At 63.9% G+C, this 4123-nt stretch carries 4 protein-coding genes and 1 pseudogene; all 5 read left to right on the forward strand.

Annotation, left to right across the window (positions count from 1 at the left end):
• Positions 1-273: pseudogene (locus tag ACPYOP_RS32490) on the forward strand (ShlB/FhaC/HecB family hemolysin secretion/activation protein); the annotation flags it as partial.
• A 2-nt stretch (positions 274-275) separates the two neighbouring features.
• Positions 276-398 (forward strand): hypothetical protein, encoded by a 123-nt coding sequence (locus ACPYOP_RS32495; RefSeq protein ID WP_481414311.1) that lies wholly within the window; start codon positions 276-278, stop codon positions 396-398.
• A 128-nt stretch (positions 399-526) separates the two neighbouring features.
• Positions 527-739: a hypothetical protein gene (locus ACPYOP_RS32500; RefSeq protein ID WP_481414312.1), complete on the forward strand. Its 213-nt coding sequence runs from the start codon at positions 527-529 to the stop codon at positions 737-739.
• Between the two features lie 124 nt (positions 740-863).
• Positions 864-1520: a DUF746 domain-containing protein gene (locus ACPYOP_RS32505; protein WP_481414313.1), complete on the forward strand. Its 657-nt coding sequence runs from the start codon at positions 864-866 to the stop codon at positions 1518-1520.
• 46 nt (positions 1521-1566) lie between these two features.
• Positions 1567-4123 (forward strand): two-partner secretion domain-containing protein (locus ACPYOP_RS32510; RefSeq protein WP_481414314.1); only part of this gene is annotated, 2557 nt, incomplete at its 3' end.

Genomic DNA, 4123 nt, shown 5'->3' on the forward strand with positions numbered 1-4123 from the left:
GATCTCGTCTGGCGCACGCAGCCGTTCGCCGACAATGCCGACCTCGCCAAGATCTTCGGCGAGTTCCGGCCCTATGTGGGCCTCGATTATGGGCGGATCGCACGCCAAGCGCGCTACCGCATCGAGGGTGGCGACATGCTTGGCTGGACGGTCGGCGCCAAGCTCGCCGGCGGCAATGTCAATTTCGATATGGGTTATTCGGATGTGCTTGGCGGCACGGTCAGCAGGCGCGACGCCGGGCTCTTGTTTGTCAGTACATCAGTGAGGTGGTGATCATGCGCCGGTTATTTCCACCCTGCCGATACAGGCCTGGCAGCTTCGTGGCGATCTCGACCAACTACTATCAGATGCTGGTTGCGGCGATGACGGGCAGGGATCAGCGTGCGGGACGGGCGTGACGAGGCCGGAGACAGGGCGAGAGCATCTTCAGGAAGACCTGATTCAGGAAGGAAGGCATGAGGTTGACGCCAGCCTGCGCCCGGTCCGGTCTTGTCCTGGCCGGGCGCGCGGGCAATGGGAAGACAGGATGAACGAGATTTATTTTGAAGGCGTTCGCATCGGCACGTTGAGAAAGATCGACGGCAATCCGCTTTCGCGGCGGTGGGTCGCTCATTCCATGTATCCGAAGCCGGGGCATGAGAACACGAGATGGTTCGCCACGCGGCTGGCCGGCGTAACATGGCTGATGATGGAGCACAGACAGCGATCCAACAAAAAAGCCCCCGCACGAGACCACTGATAGCGCCCGGACGATATCCATGACCGCTCGCAATCCCCCCTCGACCCCCAGTGGACATTCCACTTGCAGTGGACGTTCCACTCGCGGTGAACGTTCCGCCCCCAAGACAGCCAGACTCGATCCGATGGAGCCGGTGATCTGGCAGAACGGCCAGATCCGTCCGCCGCGTCCGTTGGGCAAGGCCGACAAGGTGCTGAGCCGGTTCCTGCTTTCAGAGATCGAGGAGGCGTGGTCGACGAGCGTCGAGCCGCCGGCCTGCGCCCATTGCGGCAGTGTCCATACGGTGCTGCGCTACAGGGGATTGCCGCCGGGGGGCACGCCCTACTTCACCTGCAAGACATGCGGACGCGGGTTCAACCGCCGGACCGGCACCCCGATGCATGGGTTCCGGAAACGCGACAGCCTGGAACTGTTCGTGCATCTGCTTTCGCAGCAGATGACGATCGCCGAGGCGGCCAGGCTTATCCGCGTCAGCGATGCCATGCTTGCGCGCTGGGTGCGCTGGTTCTCGGACTGGCTGTTGGAGCGGGATCCATCTGGCGATCTCAGCGCTCGGATCAAGCTCGGTCTGCGGCTTTCCTATGACGGCATCGCCTGCCCGAAGTGCGGCGCGGCCGGTCAGCTGTCGGCGTACGGGTTCGGGACGCTCAAACATCACGCGAAGGGCAAGCGCCAGGTCCGGTGCGCCGGCTGCGGCAGGATATCGAGGCTGGCGCCGGCGGGCGATCTTTTAGGCCCACTACTATCAGATGCTGGTTGCGGCGATGACGGTCAGGGATGAGCGTGCGAGACCGGCGTGACGGGGCCGGCAACAGGGTGGGCTGGGAATGAGAGATAGCGGGAAGGCGCTCGGACCTGCGAGGTTCGCAAGACCCACCGGGTCATCGCTCGGGACGCATTTGCGCCAATGGGCCGCGGCGCTTCTGAGCGGTCTTCTCGTCCTCCAGCCGATGCTGGCCAATGCGCAATCAGCCACTGGGGCTGTCTCGGCCGCGGGATCGGCGCCAGGGGCCAACCGGCCGGGTGTGGGAGTTGCGGCGAACGAGAAGAACATTCCACTCGTCGATATCGTCACGCCGAACGCCAGCGGCCTGTCACATAACAAGTACGACCAGTACAATGTCGGCACGCAGGGCCTCATTCTCAACAACTTCAAGGGAGAGGTCGGCACTTCGAACCTGGGTGGAGCCACACCTGGCAACCCGAACCTGAGGACATCTGGTCCGGCCTCCGTCATTCTCAACGAGGTGACCGGTGGGAACCGGTCGGCGCTCAATGGCCCGACCGAAGTCTTTGGCGGCAGGGCCGACGTCATCATCGCCAATCCTCGCGGAATCACATGCGCGGGCTGCGGTTTTATCAACACGCCACGCGCCACTCTGACCACGGGTGTTCCCGATATCGGATCGGATGGCCGTCTCACTGGTTTCACCGTCAATGGCGGCGATGTCACCTTCGAAGGGGCAGGAGGTAACTTCGCGGCTGCTCCCGGCTCGGTCGATCTTTTCGACGTCGTCTCTCGCCAGATCCATGTGAATGCGCCCGTCCATGGCAAGACCATCCGGCTGACGGGCGGCGCCAGCAAATATGATTATGCCACTGGCGAGGCGACGGCGTTGACGGCGACGTCGGGCACGCCGGAATACGCCATCGACGGCACGGCGCTCGGCGCCATGCAGGCCGATCGCATCAAGGTCGTCGTCACCGAGAAGGGCGCCGGCGTCAAGATGAGCGGCGACATGGCCGCCAACGCCGGCGAGCTCTCGCTATCGGCCGATGGCAAGATCTCGATCGGCAATGCTTCCGCACGCGATGGCGTCACCATCACCTCGAAACAGAAGGTGACGGCCGCCAAGGTCACATCGAAACAGAAGGTCAAGGTTCAGGCCGACGGCGCGGCGACCGCGAGTGGTCGCGCTGAGGGCATCACCCTGCAGTCGGTCGCCGCCGACAGCGATATCGTGCTTACAACCGGAACCGGCCTGCTCAGTGTCGTGGGTGACGTCAACAGCGGCGCGAACGTGCAGATGAGTTCGGGCGGTGGCATTGCCGCCGGCAGCATTACGGCAAACAACGGCGCAGCGACACTTGTCGCAACCTCGGGCGATATCGCGATCGCCGGCGCCGCCATCAGCACTGGCAGTCTCGACCTGGCGGCGACGGCCGGCACGATCGCGGCCAATTCGTTGCAGAGCAACCAGGCCATCTCGCTAAACGCCGGCCTCGATATTGCTGTTGCCGGCAATGTGCAGGCGCAGGGCAATGTCAGCGCCAGCGGCCGATCGGTCTCTGCCGGCATGGTCGTCTCGGGAATTAATATTGCCGCGACCAGCGCCGATCCGAATGGCAATGTCGTACTTGGCTCGGCAGGTGATCTCAGACTGGCGGCGACAGGCGGCAATATCGCGACGGGCAATTTGCTTTCCGCCGGAGCGCTGAACGCGACGGCCACCGGCAATATGACCGTGGGCAGCCTTCGGTCCACAAGCGATCTGACGGTCGCCGCGGCGTCGCTGACCGCGAGCGGCCTCACCTCACATGGGCTGCTCACGGTCAATGCAACCACGGGCACGACGACCCCAAGCGGCCGCATTGACGTACAAGGACAGGTTCTCGCAGCGGGCAACATTCTGATCTCGGGCTCCGCGATCTCTGTTGAGGCCATCGCCTCCGGGGTCGATTTCGTACAAACGGCTGCGAACGGCGGCAATCTCGTTCTTGGCAGCGCCGGCAACACGACGTTGGCGGCCTCGGGCAACCTTTCAGCCAAAACGTTGCTTGCGGTCGGAACGATTTCCGCCACATCCGCCGATCTGACTGTCGGCAATGTCACCGGCCACCAGGCCATCACGCTGTCCGGCAGCTCCAGCCTGACAGCCACAGGTCAGGTTCTCGGTGCTGGTAAGGTTTCGCTCTCCGGCGGCACGGTCTCCGCCAACCAGGTCGTCAGTGGTCTCGATTTCGCCGCGACGCAAGCCAATGGCGGAGATATCGCAGTTGGCACGGCTGGTGACCTGACACTGCATGCGTCCGGCCATCTGACGGCCACGGCCTTGCTCGCGGCCGGGGCAATCACAGCCACGGCTGTGGATCTCAGTCTTGGCAATGTGACGGGTCATAGCGATATCTCGCTTTCGAGTGGCAACAGCCTGATCGCAACCGGCCAGATCCTCGGGGCCAACGACGTCACGCTCTCAGGCGGCGCCGTCTCGACCGGCCAGGTTGTGACCGGTGTCGATTTCGGTGCGACGGCGCGATCCCCGACAGGCGCGATCGTCATCGGCCTGGCTGGCGATCTGACGATCAACGCCGCCAATGGCGGTCGCGGCGGTATAGTCGCGGGACCATTGCTCGTCGCCGGCACGCTCAGCGTGACAGGCGGCT

This window comes from Rhizobium sp. KNZ2-6A, assembly GCF_056755475.1.

Bases quoted from the DNA above. Each gene is read 5' to 3' on its own strand.
- ACPYOP_RS32495 (WP_481414311.1), top strand. From the start codon at position 276: ATGCGCCGGTTATTTCCACCCTGCCGATACAGGCCTGGCAGCTTCGTG.
- ACPYOP_RS32500 (WP_481414312.1), top strand. From the start codon at position 527: ATGAACGAGATTTATTTTGAAGGCGTTCGCATCGGCACGTTGAGAAAG.
- ACPYOP_RS32505 (WP_481414313.1), top strand. From the start codon at position 864: ATGGAGCCGGTGATCTGGCAGAACGGCCAGATCCGTCCGCCGCGTCCG.